Source organism: Paenibacillus sp. FSL R7-0216, assembly GCF_037969915.1.
GTDB lineage: Bacteria > Bacillota > Bacilli > Paenibacillales > Paenibacillaceae > Fontibacillus > Fontibacillus rhizolycopersici.
Genome location: NZ_CP150222.1, coordinates 2889861 through 2906272, shown reverse-complemented (window position 1 = coordinate 2906272; position 16412 = coordinate 2889861). Strand labels below are relative to the sequence as shown.

18 protein-coding genes are annotated in these 16412 nt (G+C 53.5%); 10 read left to right on the top strand and 8 right to left on the bottom strand.

The genetic code is table 11. The features are described from left to right. Window positions 1-128: 128 nt before the first annotated feature. The 5 genes from MKZ15_RS13145 to MKZ15_RS13125 are packed head-to-tail and all read left to right on the top strand — an operon-like array spanning window position 129 to window position 5218. Window positions 129-1505, top strand: a complete 1377-nt coding sequence (locus tag MKZ15_RS13145) for an extracellular solute-binding protein (RefSeq protein WP_339816479.1) — start codon at window positions 129-131, stop codon at window positions 1503-1505. Continuing rightward, window positions 1498-2379 (top strand): sugar ABC transporter permease, encoded by an 882-nt coding sequence (locus tag MKZ15_RS13140; RefSeq protein WP_339816478.1) that lies wholly within the window; start codon window positions 1498-1500, stop codon window positions 2377-2379. The genes MKZ15_RS13145 and MKZ15_RS13140 overlap by 8 nt, the downstream gene beginning before the upstream one ends. A gap of 15 nt (window positions 2380-2394) precedes the next feature. Continuing rightward, window positions 2395-3273, top strand: a complete 879-nt coding sequence (locus MKZ15_RS13135) for a carbohydrate ABC transporter permease (RefSeq protein ID WP_339816476.1) — start codon at window positions 2395-2397, stop codon at window positions 3271-3273. 18 nt (window positions 3274-3291) lie between these two features. Next, the gene (locus MKZ15_RS13130; RefSeq protein ID WP_339816475.1) at window positions 3292-4437 is read left to right on the top strand and encodes an efflux RND transporter periplasmic adaptor subunit; all 1146 of its coding nucleotides are present in this window, start codon (window positions 3292-3294) and stop codon (window positions 4435-4437) included. Between the two features lie 58 nt (window positions 4438-4495). Continuing rightward, entirely contained in the window at window positions 4496-5218 is a 723-nt protein-coding gene (locus MKZ15_RS13125; RefSeq protein ID WP_193416088.1) for an N-acetylmuramoyl-L-alanine amidase, read from the top strand. 20 nt (window positions 5219-5238) lie between these two features. On the opposite strand, the gene MKZ15_RS13120 is transcribed toward MKZ15_RS13125, so the two are convergent. After that, window positions 5239-5670, bottom strand: a complete 432-nt coding sequence (locus tag MKZ15_RS13120) for a VOC family protein (protein WP_339816474.1) — start codon at window positions 5668-5670, stop codon at window positions 5239-5241. A gap of 248 nt (window positions 5671-5918) precedes the next feature. Further along, the gene (locus MKZ15_RS13115; RefSeq protein ID WP_339816473.1) at window positions 5919-7028 is read right to left on the bottom strand and encodes a hypothetical protein; all 1110 of its coding nucleotides are present in this window, start codon (window positions 7026-7028) and stop codon (window positions 5919-5921) included. 149 nt (window positions 7029-7177) lie between these two features. Here MKZ15_RS13115 and MKZ15_RS13110 point away from each other — a divergent pair, with 149 nt between their 5' ends. After that, window positions 7178-8488 carry an MFS transporter gene (locus MKZ15_RS13110; protein WP_193416091.1) on the top strand — a complete coding sequence of 437 codons (1311 nt, stop codon included), beginning with the start codon at window positions 7178-7180 and terminating at the stop codon, window positions 8486-8488. Here the strand turns inward: MKZ15_RS13110 and MKZ15_RS13105 are convergent. From MKZ15_RS13105 to MKZ15_RS13095, 3 genes are all read right to left on the bottom strand, one after another. Beyond that, window positions 8485-9477 (bottom strand): zinc dependent phospholipase C family protein, encoded by a 993-nt coding sequence (locus tag MKZ15_RS13105; protein WP_193416092.1) that lies wholly within the window; start codon window positions 9475-9477, stop codon window positions 8485-8487. The genes MKZ15_RS13110 and MKZ15_RS13105 overlap by 4 nt on opposite strands. Before the next feature lie 107 nt (window positions 9478-9584). Beyond that, window positions 9585-10229: a LysE family transporter gene (locus tag MKZ15_RS13100; RefSeq protein ID WP_339816472.1), complete on the bottom strand. Its 645-nt coding sequence runs from the start codon at window positions 10227-10229 to the stop codon at window positions 9585-9587. Further along, complete coding sequence (locus MKZ15_RS13095) at window positions 10226-10666, bottom strand: Lrp/AsnC family transcriptional regulator (protein WP_339816471.1); 441 nt, start codon at window positions 10664-10666, stop codon at window positions 10226-10228. Before MKZ15_RS13095 ends, MKZ15_RS13100 begins: the two co-directional genes overlap by 4 nt. A gap of 250 nt (window positions 10667-10916) precedes the next feature. On the opposite strand from MKZ15_RS13095, the gene ybaK reads away from it, so the two are divergent. Together ybaK and MKZ15_RS13085 are read left to right on the top strand one after the other, a co-directional pair. Beyond that, window positions 10917-11438, top strand: a complete 522-nt coding sequence (gene ybaK / locus MKZ15_RS13090; protein ID WP_339816470.1) for a Cys-tRNA(Pro) deacylase — start codon at window positions 10917-10919, stop codon at window positions 11436-11438. Window positions 11439-11500: 62 nt separating this feature from the next. Then, a complete protein-coding gene (locus MKZ15_RS13085; protein WP_339822413.1) occupies window positions 11501-12142 on the top strand; it encodes a YfbR-like 5'-deoxynucleotidase in 642 nt (213 codons plus the stop codon). A 74-nt stretch (window positions 12143-12216) separates the two neighbouring features. Here the strand turns inward: MKZ15_RS13085 and MKZ15_RS13080 are convergent, their stop codons facing one another. Both MKZ15_RS13080 and MKZ15_RS13075 read right to left on the bottom strand, forming a co-directional pair. Continuing rightward, window positions 12217-13200 (bottom strand): zinc-binding dehydrogenase, encoded by a 984-nt coding sequence (locus tag MKZ15_RS13080; RefSeq protein WP_339816469.1) that lies wholly within the window; start codon window positions 13198-13200, stop codon window positions 12217-12219. A 33-nt stretch (window positions 13201-13233) separates the two neighbouring features. Further along, a complete protein-coding gene (locus MKZ15_RS13075; protein WP_339816468.1) occupies window positions 13234-14124 on the bottom strand; it encodes a LysR family transcriptional regulator in 891 nt (296 codons plus the stop codon). A gap of 159 nt (window positions 14125-14283) precedes the next feature. Between MKZ15_RS13075 and MKZ15_RS13070 the strand changes: the two genes are divergently transcribed. Beyond that, a complete protein-coding gene (locus MKZ15_RS13070) occupies window positions 14284-14631 on the top strand; it encodes a nuclear transport factor 2 family protein (RefSeq protein ID WP_193416097.1) in 348 nt (115 codons plus the stop codon). A gap of 1 nt (window position 14632) precedes the next feature. Next, complete coding sequence (locus MKZ15_RS13065) at window positions 14633-15427, top strand: SDR family oxidoreductase (RefSeq protein WP_213622912.1); 795 nt, start codon at window positions 14633-14635, stop codon at window positions 15425-15427. A 54-nt stretch (window positions 15428-15481) separates the two neighbouring features. Here the strand turns inward: MKZ15_RS13065 and MKZ15_RS13060 are convergent, their stop codons facing one another. After that, window positions 15482-16405, bottom strand: a complete 924-nt coding sequence (locus tag MKZ15_RS13060; protein ID WP_339816467.1) for a serine hydrolase — start codon at window positions 16403-16405, stop codon at window positions 15482-15484. Window positions 16406-16412 lie beyond the last annotated feature (7 nt).

The window sequence follows — 16412 nt, the reverse complement described above, 5'->3', positions numbered from 1 at the left end:
TTGCAAGCATTTAGAGACATTTTGTTGACAACTCGGTCAAACGATGGTGACATCTGCCCTTTACGATGAAGTAGGCCTATCAAACAGGAGTTCATCTTTCGCAATAGCGCCGAAAGGAGTAAAAGACGGTGAAAACCACAATCAGAATGAGAGCAAGAGCATCTGCAGCCGCCGGTTTCTTCCTGTTGTTCGCACTTGCCGCATGCAGCGGCGGGGGAGGAGAAACACCCCAAATCCAAATCGGCGAATCCGGCGATAGAGGATCCGAACAACCGGTTGAGGCCCCGGCGAATGCGGGGAAGACCATGTTGACTTTTTCAACATTTTTTCCGGATACCCATTTGGAGGAGCTCGTCAGCCAATATGAAGCCTTGCACCCGGAGGTCGATATTCAACTCCAGAGTGTACAGACGGATAATGCCCATCTGGAAGCGGAAATGGAGAAATTCAAGACCCAAACCAATACAGCCATGCTGGCAGGAAAGGGGCCGGATTTGCTGCTGCTGGACGATTTGCCGGCAGCAAGTTATGTGAAGAACGGTCTTCTCGTCAATTTCGATGAGCTCATCGCGCAGGATGCTGCCTTTAAGAGAGAGGACTATTTCACGAATATCTTGGATCATGCCAAGATCGGCGGCGGCCTGTATGCCATGCCGATTTCGTTCTTCCTGCACGGACTGGCCGGCGACGAAGAAGCGCTTGCCCAAGCAGGGGTTGAAATCAACGACGAGTCCTGGTCATGGAACGATTTCGCGGTGCTGTCCAAACAGCTGGTCAACAAAACGTATCCGCATGTCATCCACACCGAACCCCAATATATGCTGAACTGGATGGTGTCTGACAATTTATCGCTGTTTGTGGATGAGCCCAACGGGACGGCCAAGTTCAACACGGCCACGTTTACCGGCTTAATGAAGCAGGTCCAGAAAATGTCCGAAGACGGGGTGATCGGCGCAGAGGGAACCCCCTATTTCTTCCCGGTACAGATCAATTCGCCCGGCGATTATTTCGAATCGTTAAACAGCTTCCTGAGTTCTAACATGAAGTTGTACGTTAAACCTCACGCGCAGGACGTTGGCGCCGGCGGGTATTTCCAACCCTACCGAAGCATCGGCCTGAATGAAAGTTCCAAGGCGAAGGAACAAGCCTGGGACTTCGTGAAGTTCATGATCTCCGATCAAGTGCCGGTGGATCCGAACCATGCCGGCTTTCCGCTCAATAAACGGTTGTACGCCCAGGAGGTTGAACAGTTGAAGAAGGACGGCTCCGTACCGACCGCCAAAGAGGGTCCTTTGAAAGGGGTTCCGATCCAGGTGAATTCGGACGAACTTGACGCGCTGGAGAGCGAACTGACAGGTGCAATCCATCTGGTATCTAAGTTTCAACCGGATCAGCTGTCAGAGATCATCATGGAACAATCTCAAGCTTTCTTCAGCGGGCAGAAATCCGCCGAGGACGTCGCCGGCCTGATCCAAAACAAAGTTACGACGTATCTCAATGAATAGCCGTTGGCTGTCGAGGACGTTTCGGAGGGAAACCGCTGCAGTGCTGTTATTCTTGGCGCCGAGCGTGCTTGGTTTTGCAGTGTTTTACATCATTCCATTTGTGATGGGCATCTCTCAATCCTTGACCAACCGCACCCTTAACGGCAGCTTCATCGGATTGTCCAACTATTCGGAACTGCTGGCCAGCGGTTCGTTCCGCAAAGCGGCTGCTAACACGCTGTTATTCACAGGGGTCAGCGTTCCGCTCCTGATCGCCTTGTCCTTGAGCTTGGCGATGTTGATCAATAAAGGGCCGTTCTTCCGTCAAGGCTTACAGACCGCTCTGATTCTGCCGCTGGTCGTCCCTGTGGCATCGGTTGTCCTGGTCTGGCAAATCTTCTTCGACTGGAACGGGACGTTGAACGCCTGGCTAACTCATGTGGGTCATAGCCGTGTCGACTGGCTGCAATCGAACGGGTCTATGGTCGTGCTGGTGGTGTTGTATCTATGGAAGAACATCGGCTACAACCTGATCTTGTTTCTGGCGGGCTTGCGGCAAATCCCGCGGGATTACTACGAAACCGCACGAATTGAGGGGGCGGGAAGGTGGCATCAGTTTACACGGATTACGCTGGTCTATTTGACACCAACGCTGTTCTTCGTTGTGCTGATCTCGATCATCAATTCGTTTAAAGTGTTCCGCGAAACGTATTTGCTGGCAGGGGATTATCCCTATGACCGGATTTACATGCTGCAACACTACATGAATAATATGTTCGCGGCGCTGGAAATTCAGAAGCTAACGGCGGCGGCTACCCTGATGGTTCTCTGTATTTCCGTCCTGGTCATCGTTCTTCTCTCGGTGGAGCGGCGGTTTCGGGATGTTCTGGACTGAAGGGAGGGAAGCACGATGAAAAAGTCGAGGCAGCTCCCGCAGCTTGCGTTAACAGTAATACTTGGCTTCATTGCCTTATTAATGTCCGTTCCACTGCTCCTGACGTTTACGAATTCGTTGATGACGGAGACGGAGATCGGGTTGAATTACGGGCTCATCGGACAGATGACGGATGTTTCGGTGGGAGGCAATACCCACTTCGTCAATCTAAAGCTGCTTCCGGATTGGCTGAGCTTCGGGCAATATCGAGAGGTCTTAATCATGAATTCTAAATTCTTGCGAATGTTCTGGAATTCGGTGGGGATGGTGGTACCGATCATCGCTGGTCAGACCTGGGTTGCTTCTCTGGCAGCCTATGCTTTCGCGAAGCTGCGTTTTCGCGGAAGGGACAAGCTGTTTCTGGTCTATCTCTTAACCATGCTGATGCCGTTTCAAGTGACGCTGGTGCCGAATTATTTGGTGGCTAGTACGTTGGGGCTGATGAACAAGGAAGCGGCCATTATTTTGCCTGGAATCTTCGGCGCGTTTGGGGTGTTTATGCTGCGTCAATTCATGGCGCATATCCCTGGTGCTTACGCGGAAGCTGCCAAAATAGATGGGGCTGGAGAGTGGACGGTGTACCGGCATATCGTTATCCCGTTGGCCAAACCCGGTTTGGCGGCGCTAGCGGTGCTGTTGTTCGTGGACTATTGGAATATGATCGAACAGCCGCTCCTCTTCCTGCAGGATTCATTTAAACAGCCGTTGTCGCTTTATCTGGCACGCATTGCCTCGGAGGAGCGGGGAGTCGGTTTTGCTGCCTCCGTGTTGTACATGACGCCGATGCTGCTGCTGTTCTTCTACGCAGAGTCTTATTTCATCCAAGGGGTGCAATTGTCGGGAATTAAAGGTTAGCAGGACGGAGGAATCGCATTGGAAGCGCAATGGAATGAGGAGTCGCGGCTGCGAGTTAGGCAGCGGAAAATCAGATGGCTTGCCGGTTTGTTTATCGGCTTGCTACTGGTTTGTACGCTACTTGGCAACACGCTGCAGAACCTGATGCTACCTAGAGTGCTGGTAGCCGCTGCGAGTCCCGGCGAGCTGGCACATTCATATGAAGGTTCAGCTCTATTGAAATACGGAGCCACTCAGGCTTTAATGAACCCGGCCGGCTGGAAAGTCAGTCAGGTGCATGTGAAAGAAGGGGATGTGGTTCACAAGGGCGACCTTCTGATCGAGTATGACGACGGTGAAGCAACCCAAGAGTTGGCCGACATGAAGGCGAACCTTGAGAAGCTCAAGTTGTTACTTGCCGATGGGCAAGAAGCTTACAAGCAGGCGGCACAGGTGGGAGATGAGTCGGCACAACAAAGCGCTCGTACCGCCATACAAACCGCGAAGATCGATATCGCCACACAAGGTCAGCATCTGGCGGCTTTACACACCAAAATCGAGGACAACCGCCGACTGGTCGCCCCGTTCGACGGCACGATCATCGAGATCTCAGCGGTTGAAGGACAAGCTTCCGCCGGGGGGGCGGATATCCGCTTATCCGACAGTTCCAAAGGGTTTCGCCTTGAACTGCTGATTCCAAACGATGTCGCGGAGCTTGTGCGGATCGGTGATGAGCTGGATGTCCTGCTGCCAGATCAGGAAAATTCGATCGTTCAGGGGCAGATCTCAAGCTTGGAAGCTAATGCAGGAAGCGATTCGACCGGCAGCGGAACCGATCAGACGGACCTAGCTACAACACCCGGTCAACTCTTGACGGTTTCGCTCCATGGAGACCATTTGCGCAGTGGGATCAAGGCTCGAGTCGTTATGACGAAAACCGGAAGCGCGGGGACGCTTCTAGTGCCTAAAGCGGCGATCCATGAGGATGATGCCGGTACGTTCGTCTATACGGTTGAGCCCAGAGAAAGCCCGCTTGGCAATGCTTACTACGTTGCTCGAGCTAACGTCGAAGTTGCTGGAAGCAACGGGTACAACACCGCCATTACCGGAGGGGTTTTCGAGGGTCAGCAGGTGATTGTGGAGAGTACCGATCCAATTCTGGAGGGCAGTCGCGTTCGTTTTTGAGCGGAGATATAGATGGTGATGGAGAGGGAGAAGAGGAGAAAAGCGGGAGGAGAGCAACATGGGGAGAAGTGGGAAAGTTGCGTATTTCATTGCCTTCTTAGGTATCGTTATCGTTTTGTTATCCTTTGGTGGAGTGATCACCTTCGGTGGTGAGGATAAAGTAGGCTCCGGTCATCGGTTCTTGTCGTCCGCACCGGCGACCGGGGAGGAAGTGCCCGTACCCGACAGATCCGAAGGGAAATACCGGATCGTCATCGACCCCGGTCACGGGGGAAAGGACCCGGGGGCCAGCAGTGTGAGCGGCAGGGAGGAGAAAGAGTTTTCGCTTGCCCTCGCTCGGAAAGTGGTTGATCTCCTTCGGCAGGATCCAAAGTTCGAACCGTACTTAACTCGAACAAATGACGAGTTTATCGAATTGGAGGACCGTTCCAAGGTTGCCAACGAGCTGCATGCCGATGCATTGATATCTCTTCACGGCAACACCTATGAAGGGCCGGAGAACGTGTCCGGAACGGAGACGTATTATTACGCTGAAGGAGATGGCAGTCGTGATCTTGCGGAGGAAATTCATCAGCATTTAATCGAAGCCTTGGATTTCCGTGATCGAGGGGTTCGTCAGGAGGACTGGAAGGTGCTGCGAACAAGCAAGGTGCCGGCAGTCCTGGCGGAAATTGGGTTTCTGACGAATGCTGAGAACGAGTCGGTCCTGTTAAGCGAAGCGGGACAGGACAAGGCAGCGAAGGCGATCGTGGAGGCACTGAAGGATTACTTTGGGAAATAATAACGGAAGAAACGGCATGCTTACATGCCGTTTCTTCCGTCGTCATAACTAAGCTGCCATTCGATGCCGAACTTGTCCTTCAAATTGCCGTAACAAGGACTCCAGAAGGTCTCCTGCAATTCCATTTGAACCGAACCGCCTTCCTTGAGCCGTTCAAATGCGGAGGTGATCTCCTCCCGGTTTGGGCTGACCAGCGCCAAACTGATATGGGTTCCAACGGTATAGGGGGAACCTGGGAACACGTCGGAGAACATCAGGTTGCTGCCGCTAACCTTAAGGTTGGCATGCATGACGCGGTCCTTCGCTTCTTCGGGAAGCGTATAATCCGGCTCGGCGGAATGCGCTTCGCCGTAGGTGAGAATTTGCGGCCGCTCCACGCCGAATGCCTGGGCATAAAATTCAACCGCCTCACGACAGTTCCCATCAAAATACAAATAAGCGTCAATAGGCATGATCTCTTCCTCCTCGTCATATCTTGTCCTACACGGGTGACTCCTTCACCAGCTTAACCAGAATGGGTCGTACCCAATCCATCGAGTGAATCAGATCTAAAGAAAAGTTTCAATTTCAACAAACAGCCCCAACTGCAAAAGAGCATCCCATGATCTGCCAAATCCCGATTCCGAAAGGATGAACTGTTGCCGCAAAAGTTTATGGGAAAGAACAGAAGATCTGGCCAACCCTGTCCAGGTCTTGCTTGTTATTCGGTGACTTGCAGCGTTAATACCGTTTCAGCCACTTCTACACCATTCACCAACAATACGATGCGGTGTTCTCCGGGGTAATGACGGCGGGTCGACAGGTCTGCCCAACTGTGCTTCCTTGCACCGCCGATCCGCGAACCGCCAGGGATAGTTTTGTCCGATAGCAGGAACAGCTTACGCGAGGTTCGACCGCCGGCTTTGACGAAATCGATGCCGTATTCGATACGCACCTTAGCCGGTTCACCTTCGCGGATCGTCAACTCGTAGCGAAGCTCGCTACTGTCGCCGATATGCAGTACGGTCGGCACGATCTCAAGCGCCGCCGTGGTCGTGAGCGGATGGCCGTCCTCGACGGCCGCGTAGCCGAACAGCTCTAGCGCTTCAGGTCCGCCGCGGCGGATCAAGGTGCGGCAGCCGTGGCGCACAATCCAATCGGTGTGCGGGTGGGTACCCTTCCAACGCCGAGTGAGCTCCAAGACGAATTCCGGATGGTCCTTGGCAATATCGTTCAGGTTGTTGGCTACGCTCTTGCGGACGTACAAGCTGGGATCGGCCTTTAGCCGCTCAAGAATCGGAACGATTGGCGCAGGGTCACGTTTGAACATCGGCAGCGCTTGACCCCAAGGGAGGCGCGGCCTGCAGCCTTCGCTCGCCAAGCGGCGAACGTGCTCATTGACGTGTTCCGCCCATGTCGCCATCTGACGCATCATCCGTTCCGGATCGCGTTCGATAAACGAACGAACGGCAAACTCGGCGGACGACCTCGGCGTAAAGCGCTCGAGCGCCTGCATGGCAAGCGGCCAGTCCGCTTCGGCATGGCCAAACACCTCAACGAAGTCAGGGAAGAACAAGTAAGGGAACCCAACGCAGGTTTCGTCAATGGCGTACAGGACGTCCAGCGCCTCCGCAAAGCTTGGCGGAAGCCATGCACCCAGTTTCAATGTGATTTGCCGCATTCGAGCTTTGAGTTCCAGCTTGTCCCAGGTTTCGTCCATCACTGCGGCGACAAATGTATCCGCGTCGAACGCCGGGTAGGCGCCCTTCACTTTGCCGCCGAAGCCGCGTAGAAATGCTTCGTTATACATCGATTTTAACGTATCGGCCATGTCTCTTCTCCGTTCCATGCCAAACTGTGATCGAGAGATTTAGGGTTCTATTTTACTATGACGGTTTTATTCAGCGCAAACACCGGAGAAACACGGCGTTAATCCTATTCTACTATAATCTAAACATTCGTAGGGGAGGGGGCAAAAGGATGAACAAATCGAAGATACGTGCCTGGATCCTGTACGATTGGGCGAATTCGGCTTACGCCACCACGGTGTTGGCGGCGGTACTTCCTATCTTTTACGCTGGCGTGGCGGCGCAAGGCTTAAGCAAAAGCACCGCGGCGTCTTATTTAGCCTACACGCATGCCATCGGCATGGCGTTGGTGGCGCTCATCTCGCCATTGTTGGGATCCATCGCGGACTTATCGGGGCGAAAAACGTCGTTCCTATCCTGGTTTGCCCTGCTAGGCATCGCCGGGACAACCGGATTCGCGCTCGTCGGACCGGGAGATTGGCTGCTCGCCTCGGCGTTGCTTGTCATCACGACGGTTGGATTCTCTGGAAGTCTGACGTTTTACGACTCGATGCTCCCTGATCTGGTACCTTCCCGGGATCGGGATGGCGTTTCGGCTAAAGGTTATGCAGCAGGGTATGTCGGCGGAGGGATTCTGCTGGCTATCAACCTCTTGATGATTCAGCAGCCGCGGTGGTTTGGCCTAAGGGATGAACTGGCGGGAACTCGGCTTTCTTTTCTCAGCGTAGGCCTTTGGTGGCTAGTTTTCTCGTTGCCGATCATGCGCAAGGTGCCGAATTTATCCAAGCAAGTGTCCGGGCTAACCACGGGGGGATATGTACGGGCTGCCGGTCAGCGAATCGGCGGTACGTTCCGGGACATCCGGCGCTATCCGCAACTATTTCGAATGATCGCTGCATTCTGGTTCTACAACGACGGGATCAACACGATCATCCTGATGGCTACCATCTATGGAACGACGCTTGGAATCGGTACCAGCGATCTGATCTTGGCTCTGCTCATTACGCAATTCGTCGGGTTCCCCAGCACCATTCTGCTTGGCAAAGCGGCTACGCGCCTTGGTCCTAAGCGGATGCTGATCGCCTCGTTAGGTATCTATGTGCTGATCGTTCTCTTGGGTTTTGGGATGAGTAGCGCCCTGCATTTTTACATCCTGGCCGTAATGGTTGGGTTGGTCCAAGGGGGAAGTCAATCGATTTCCCGTTCGATCCTTAGCGATCTGATGCCGCCGAACCGGACGGGGGAATTTTTTGGTTTCGTCAACATTACGAGTAAATTCTCTTCTATTTTTGGACCGTTTGCATTCGGACTCATCGGACAATGGACTGGCAATCCGCGTCTAGGGATTCTATCGCTGCTGCTGTTCTTCGCTTTAGGCATCGCCGTCGTGGCGAAGCTGAACCTTGTCCAAGGCAGGGCAGACGCCTTGCGGGGAGCCGGCGGTGGTCCCGATGCCGGAGCGCAGCCGCCGGTGACGGCCTAAACCTTAACCGATTGACGGCGACTCCAGATGGGCTCCGCGTATCGATTGACTAAATTGCTGACGCATTCTTTTCCCGTATCATAAGAGCGATCCCCTAACGTTTGCCGGAACTGTTCTCGTTTCCGCACGGCTGCTTCGGGGATTTCTTCATTTAGCCATTCTCCCAGGGCTCCGAGAACTCGTTCGCCGTCCGCGAGCGCCTGTTCCCAAAGCTCCCACACGCTTTCCGTTCTGACTTCGGATAAGACGGCGGAATGCCGCCACCTCGCATGCCGTTCGTTCAGATAATCCGGAGCGGAAGGGATCGAAACAGACGGGGCGGGCGGATAAAATAAGCCACGGATCGGTCTCGGCGTCAACCGCTTCTTCCAGCCCTTCGGATCGTTCAGCAGACGAAATGCGAGTCGCATGTCACGATAGGCCGCTTGCCAGCTGGTGAATGGCAGGTTATCCATCTCGGGGTAATGGGCGAGACAAGTCTCGTGGAGGACCCGGCGAATATGCAGGGGCAACCCGGCTTCGAGATCGATTTCTTTCCAACTGGGATGACGCGAAACGTCAAACTGTTTTAGCTTCCACAGGAATGCAGCGTCCAAGGCAATTTCGAAGCGCTGATGGTCCAGCCCTTTGTAACCGGCACTCCAATTAATGTAAGGGTGTAGATTACGGTCGAGAAGGTGATGGGTGAGAAAACCGAGGAAATACAGCAAGGCATCCGAGCGATCGGGTTCGGGGAGCGTGAGGCTATGTGCGAAAACATCAACTAATACCGATCCGCAGCTTCGACTGTGCATGAGGTTGCCGAGTCGAAATGCTCGACTGGAGTTACTCCTGGACAAAAAGCCATGGAAAAGCAGAACATCCGGCCCCTGGCAGCCAACATGATAGAGCTTGCGTAGAGCCGGAAGCCCGCGTAATAATGGCAAACGTTCTTGAAAATCGGTCGCAAGCCGTTCTCCATACTCCAAATGCATCCATAAGGCCGGCATGGGAATTCCTCCTGCTGTAGTTCGCCCGCCAAGACGGAGAGCGAAGTTCTTAAGACCAGCATAAGGAGCGTTTGTTAGAGGAGCGTGAAAAGAGATCCGGGATCGTGTTAAGATTTATGGCGCGCTTTTACTATACGTAACGCATAAGCAATCAGGACGAGACCCACGAGAAGGTTCAAACCTGTCGTCATCAGTGGTGGAATGTATGCATTCGCCAGACTTCCGATCCATGCGATCAGGTTCAAAAAGCCGAAGGTAGCCAGCAAAGCGCCCATCGCAAACCAGATTAGCTGTGAGCCACTTAGATCCAAACCTGACTCGGCGATTTTGGAGCCGAACACCCCCGCCCAGAACAGGATCGTTAATGGGTTGGAGGCGGTGAGCAAAATGGCGTAGACCCCGTAATTCCCGTCAAGACCGAGCCACGGCGGGCTAAGGAGCAGCGGCACCTCCATCTCCATCGGAATCGCGCTGAGCATCGTAATGACCCCGAATAAACCCACGACGACCGCACTGCACCCATTCAGCATCGATCGAACGCCCTCTCTGTCGAGCAGGGTGGAGACCCCCAGCAACGCTGCCCCCATAAACATCGCGTCCACCAGGGTGACCCCGAGAACGCCAGTCGCGGCCGCACCGTATCCATGCTGAGAACCGGTTTGAAAAATAAACAGGAAGACCGGGCCAACGGCCAACTGCAGCAGCATCCCGAATTTGAAACCGCGCAGGACCAGGCTTGTGCTTCCTCTCATAGGTTGATGTTTTCCTTCATGGTGGAAAGGGAAATCATAGTGTTGCTCTTCACAACACCGGGAAGCTGCTTCAACGTGTCGGACAAAAAACGCTCCAGTTGTGTGGTATCTTCGACGAGCAACTTAAGCAAATAATCGTATTCACCGGCAAGGTGATGACATTCCAGGACCGGTTCACAGGCGACGATCCTAGTGCGAAAGTTGTCTATATGCTTGGTATGCTCAATGCCGACAAACACGAAGGCGAGTAGCTTGTGGCCGGTTTTCCCCCGGTTGATCTTCACCGTATAGGCCTCGATGACCCCGGCTTCCTCCAGCTTGCGTATGCGCTCGGATACGGCGGGGACGGACAACCCGACTCGCTTGCCAATGTCAGAGGCGGTCATGCGGCTGTTTTGCTTGAGGGATTCAAGAATTCGTTGATCGGTCACGTCCATGGGGATCTCTTCTCTCCTGGTTGATATTTTACCTTTATTGTAGGAAAAGAGTTTAAGAATGTAAATAAGTATTGGAGAATGCGTTAATTAATTAACTAATATAACTTAGAACATAAATATTTGAAGATAGAAGGACTAGGAAACCGTTTCAGAAAAAACATTTTAAACCGATCTGGGCCTGTCACCCACGCAACGGAAGTGCTAGGATAATTTTCATAAGGGAAACATGGATATCAAAGGAGTGGGATCAATGGCAGAGACCAAAACGAATGCCATACGGATGTTGGAGAAATCCAAAACGCCATACCATATCTTCGCGTACGAGGTCGAGGACGGGCAAATTCACGGGACCGCTGTGGCGGAGAAGATTGGCAAACCGATGGAGAAGGTGTACAAGACGCTGGTGGCTCATCAAGGCCCAGCGTTATTCGTGTTTATAATTCCGGTAGCCGAAGAGCTTGACTTGAAGAAGGCAGCCAAAGCAGCCGGGGTCAAAAAAATCGAGATGCTCCCGCTCAAGGATTTGCTGCAGCACACCGGATATGTCCGAGGCGGCTGCTCTCCGGTCGGTATGAAGAAATTGTTCCCGACCTGGATCGACAGTCAAGCCGAAAGCTTGGATACGATTCTCGTATCTGCCGGAAGAATCGGCTTGCAGATGGAACTAACGCCTCAGCATCTTGCCGCGCAAGTCAGGGGAAAGTTCGCCTCGCTGGTCCGTGAAAGCGCGGACGAAGGGGAGATGGAGGAAGAAGGGATTCGTTGGATTTGACGTGCCCCTAACAATCACCATCTATACTGGAGGTAAAAACCAACAGAAAGATGGATGATCTGATGGGCATTCATGCTTATTTTCGCTCCTTAAATGAACTGGAACGCATCTATCGCTGTCCCGGAAGGTTCAAATTCGAAGAACATAGCGTGGCGGCGCACTCCTGGAAAGTCGTGCAGTACGCGAAAACTTTAGCCGATATCGAAGAACAACAAGGCGTTGTTATCGACTGGAAGAAGTTGTATGAAATTACGAGCAGTCATGATTACGGCGAGATCTTTATTGGGGATATCAAGACGCCGGTCAAGCACGCATCGATCGAGCTGCGGAACTTGATCCAGCAGGTTGAAGAGGGCATGGTCCACAATTTCATCGATGAGCATATCCCCGAAGCGTTTAAAGCGATCTTCCGCAACCAGCTTCGCGAAGGGAAGGACCATACCGTCGAAGGGCTCATTCTCGAGGTCGCCGACAAGATGGATCAGGTCTACGAGGCGTTTGCCGAACTGCAGCGGGGGAATACAGAGAAGGAATTCGTCAAGATGTACCGCGATGCGTTGGTTAAAATCAAAAATATCCGTCTTCATTGCGTCGACTACTTCCTACGTGAAATTCTAACGGACATGGTCAACGAGGGGACGAGCTCGCCGATCGACATCAGGCGGATTACGCAGGAAGCGCTGGAACACGGTGAAGGCGCTTGAACTGGGAGATGAAGAAGAAGCCCATTCCAGAGCTTTGGAATGGGCTTCTTTGTGCTTCAAGGATAAGCGAATCGTTACAGCTCGGCGACGATTTTACCGCGGACATGGCGCTGGGATAGGCGAATCAAGGCGTCCGGTACTTGCTCCAGTTGAATCACTTCCTGGACCAAAGAGTCGACTTTGTTCTGCTGCAGCAGAGCCATAAATTCGCCAGCCATGACAGCGAGATCTTCCTCGGCTTTCCGACTCCCTGAGCCATAAGCACCGGCAATCATCAGCTTATGCAGCGTAAACGATTTGCTGGACGGCTGGAAATCGGCCACTGTCTCCGGTGCGCCGGCAATGCAGGCCAGTTGCCCGCCGAAGGCCAGGGTGTCTAAGTCCAGCTGGGCCGTTGCTCGGTTCAACGAGTTGATGATCAAATCCACGCCAACCCCGTTCGTGATAGCCATGACGCGTTCCTGAACGTTATCCGAGTTATAGTCGATGACCTCATCCGCGCCAAGGCTTCGGACGTAGTTCGCATTCTGCGGCGAAGCCGTTGCGAGGATGGGAGAGGCACCGTAGAGCTTGGCAAGTTGAATGGCATATCCGCCAACCCCACCCGCTCCGGCATGGACAAGGAGGGATTGCCCTGAACGGATCTGCATTTTGCGCGTCAAAATCTGGTAAGCCGTTAGCCCGGCGCAAGGAAACGCCGCTGCGTCCGTAAAGGATACGCCGTCCGGGATCGCCGCCACCGTATGAGCGACGGTGACGGTGTATTCGGCGAATCCGCCAGGCCGGGTGAAATCGGCCATGTAGGCAACCCGGTCGCCCGTCTTCCAGGTAGTGACGCCTTCGCCAACAGTATCAACGACACCCGCAACGTCGATCCCAAGCACGAACGGATACACCCAGGCTGGATTCCCGTTTGGCGATACTTTGTAATCGATCGGATTCAAGCCGGCGGCATGAACGCGAACCCGAATTTCGCCAGGGCCAGGCACGGGCATAGGCAACTCGGCGATTTCAAGCGTATCAGGTTTTCCCGGTTTCGGGAGGATAAGTGCTTTCATCTGTATCTCCTTTTCGTTCCTTGGATTTTCGAGTTAGTTCCTTTTTGTATCATAGCATAGACCGTTTACATATTCGATGAACCGCTTGGCCGCTGGCGAAACGTAGCGATCTTTTCGCCACTTGAGGCCAAGCTCCCATTCCCAGCCTTCCTCCTGAATCGGAATCCATGCGAGTCCTTCGAGCTCCAGTCCCATCGTCTTCGGTAGGACGGATACGCCTAAACCGGCCTTAATGAAGCCTGCTACTGTGATCAAATCCTCGGCATCATACGTGGATGCTAGCGAAAATCCGGTGCTTTGGAACCGAGCGAGTAGGGTCGCTTTGAGACCGCAGTTGTTTTTCAACCCCACGAACGGCTCTCCGGACAATTCCGTTAAGCTTAACGAAGGGCGATTAGCTAAGGGGTGTTGTGCCGAAACAACGATAAATAGCGGAAGCGTTTGGATCACGATCCATTCATGGAGCTCCATAAACGATTCTCGGGAAGTGATCATGAGATCAGAGAGTCCTTTGTTCAAGTGCTCGTCGATGTCTCCGAGGTTTCCTTGCGTTAATTCGAATCGGACCTGCGGATGGCTTCGTTGATAATCGCGGATCAGTGTTGGCACGAGATCAACGCCTAGGATATTCAGGTACGACAAGGCAACAACTCCGGTCTCCGGATTTGTCCATTCCTGCAATTCCCGAGTGCCGTTGGTCAAATCCTGCATCGCTTGTTCAACCCAGACCATGAACATCTGACCGTACCGGTTAAGCTCCAGGTTTCGGCCGCTTCGCTCGAAGAGCGGAACGCCAAGTTCATGCTCGAGCTTGGAAATGGCGTGGCTTAAGGCCGGCTGGGTTAAATTCAGCGCCTTGGAGGCTTGGGTCATATGCTGCAAGCGGGCAACCGTCAGGAAATACTCGAGTTGCGTGAGTTCCACAGTAGTCACCTCACCTTTATATATTAATTTAATTTATTATTTACATGAATACTATAAATTAGACGATATAAGGGGTCAATCGTAAAATGGATTTGGGCCCGGTTCAACCAAGTAAAGCGGATCGAGGACCAGATGCTAAAGCTAAGGAGTGGAGCAGAAATGACTCGGAATGACATCGAGGTAGGGTTACCTCAAACGATTCGTGATTTTTTTCGGGCAAGTGATAAGCACCAAACGGAGGACTTACTTGCCTGCTTCGGGGATAACGCATTAGTTTTGGACGATGGAGGAAGGTATGAGGGGCTAAGCTCAATCCGTTCCTGGAGCGATCAGAACTATATCGGGGCCCGGGTTCATGCGGATCTTATCGCGGTGGAGCCAAGGGATAAGGAATGGGCGGTTCTGGCCGAAATCACCGGCGATTATCCAGGGGGGCCGTATCGATTTTGGTTTGGATTCACCTTAGATCAAGGACAGATCAGCAAATTGGAAATTACGGAGGGATAAGATGAAATTCGACTTAAATCAGATTCATACGGAGTTTGCCGGTAAAAAAGTGCTTGTGACAGGGGGCACCAAAGGGATGGGACAAGCCATTACAGCGAGGCTAGTCGCTGCGGGGGCCGTTGTCATGACGACGGCCAGATCGATGCCGGAATCGCCAGGCGATCCGCTGCTGTTCGTAGCCGCAGACCTGGCGACCCCTGAAGGGGCGGAGGAGGTGACCCGTACGGTCCTGGAGCGCATGGGCGGCGTAGATATCCTTATTCACTGCGTTGGCGGATCGACCACGCCTCCAGGCGGGGCCTTGGCACTTCGCGAAGAGGATTGGATCTATGCGCTGAACTGGAACTTACTTAGCGCCGTTCGCTTGGACCGGGGACTACTGCCATCGATGCTGGAGAAGGGGAAAGGGGCGATCGTGCACATCTCTTCGATCCAACGTAAGCTGCCGCTGTTCGAAACGACTTTGGCCTATGCCGCGGCGAAAGCGGCGTTAACGAACTACAGCAAAGGGTTATCCAAAGAATTTGCACCGCAAGGCATCCGTGTCAACACAGTTTCTCCCGGGTTTATTCAGACGAAAGCGGCCGATGCTTTAATCGACCGAATTGCTGCAGAGACGGGTAGTCGGGAGAGCGCCCTGGAGCAGCTGATGCAGTCGCTTGGCGGTATTCCGCTGGGTCATCCGGGACGACCGGAGGATGTAGCCGAACTCGTGGCGTTCCTTGTCTCTGACCGGGCAGCTTCCATAACAGGCAGCGAATACGTCATCGATGGAGGAACGATCCCAACGCTTTAACCTCTGCTATCGTCAACTTCAAAAGAGCCTTCCCAACAAGGGAGGGCTCTTCGTTTAAAGATGGGGAGCGATGTTCAATCGGAATACTTCGGTCGGAGGGCGGTCTCTTTTGCGCTTATCATCGGTCAGAACGACGACGGTCTCCAGGCTTGGGATCACGTAGATGAATTGTCCTCCGTAGCCGCGGGCATAGAAAAACTCAAAAGACGACTCCCGCTCCCCCGTGTATACGTCCGTCCACCAATGCCAGGCATAGCAGCCGCGATGGGGGGCTTCAACGTCGATCGCGGGATGGACGGACTCCTTCAGGCGTTCCTGGCTGATCAGTTGTCGTCCGTTCCAGGCACCTTGCTGCAAATACAATAAACCGAACTTCATCATATCCGTTGGCCGTAGCCACAATCCGAATCCGCCGGTATGAATTCCCTGCGGGTCTTGCTCCCAGCGGTAGGTTTCGATGCCGAGCGGGCCGAACAGGTTCTCTTCGGCAAAACGGGCTGTCGGCATGCCGGCTGCTTGGACCAAGATTGCCGATAGGAGCTGGGAGCCGCCCGAGTTGTATTCCATCCGGTCGCCGGGGCGATCGGCCATCGGTTGATCCAGGGCGAACCGGACCCAATCGCGGGAGCGGGTCATCCGTGGAAACGAGTTATGCTCGCCGAATTCTGTCCAATTCCACCCTCCCGACATGGTGAGGAGATGCCGCAGGGTGATCTCCCGCTTCCGTTCGTCGGAGTCCGCATTCAATGAGGGGAAGAAGGTGCGGATTTGCGTATCGGGTGGAGGCAGCAGACCGCGGTCGAAGGCGATGCAGAGCAAGGCTGATAGGAAGCTTTTTGTGCAGGAATTGGTTTTGGCGATTTGGTCAGCCACTTGCGTGTTACGATAATGCTCGAGGACAAGCTGGCCTTCCCGGTTGATGAGACAGCTTCGTAATTGAAGCGGCTGAATGGCCGCAGAAATGGCAGAGAGATTCATCGCTTAG